Genomic DNA, 236 nt, shown 5'->3' on the forward strand with positions numbered 1-236 from the left:
CGGTTCGGCGCGGGCCGCGAATCGGGTTTCATCTACCACCGTGCGAAAGCCAGCCTGATGCCCATAGCCGTTCTGCCCTGGGTCACGTACCTGGCCTTGCCGATCTCGGTACACCCATTACTGATCCTCTTGCCGAGCGCCGCCTTGCTGGGACTGGCGGTGTCTCTGACTGCGGGGAGCTTCAAAAAGTACCTGTGAGTGCTCGCCACCGGCAGCGCAGGAAGTAGTCGATGCTC

At 62.3% G+C, this 236-nt stretch carries 1 protein-coding gene; it reads left to right on the forward strand.

What is annotated here, in order from left to right; translation table 11 throughout:
• A partial coding sequence (locus K206_RS40645; RefSeq protein WP_043368065.1) for a DUF4400 domain-containing protein occupies positions 1-198 on the forward strand: 198 nt, incomplete at its 5' end.
• Positions 199-236 lie beyond the last annotated feature (38 nt).

This window comes from Cupriavidus sp. WS, from assembly GCF_000395345.1.
GTDB classification, from domain to species: domain Bacteria; phylum Pseudomonadota; class Gammaproteobacteria; order Burkholderiales; family Burkholderiaceae; genus Cupriavidus; species Cupriavidus basilensis_B.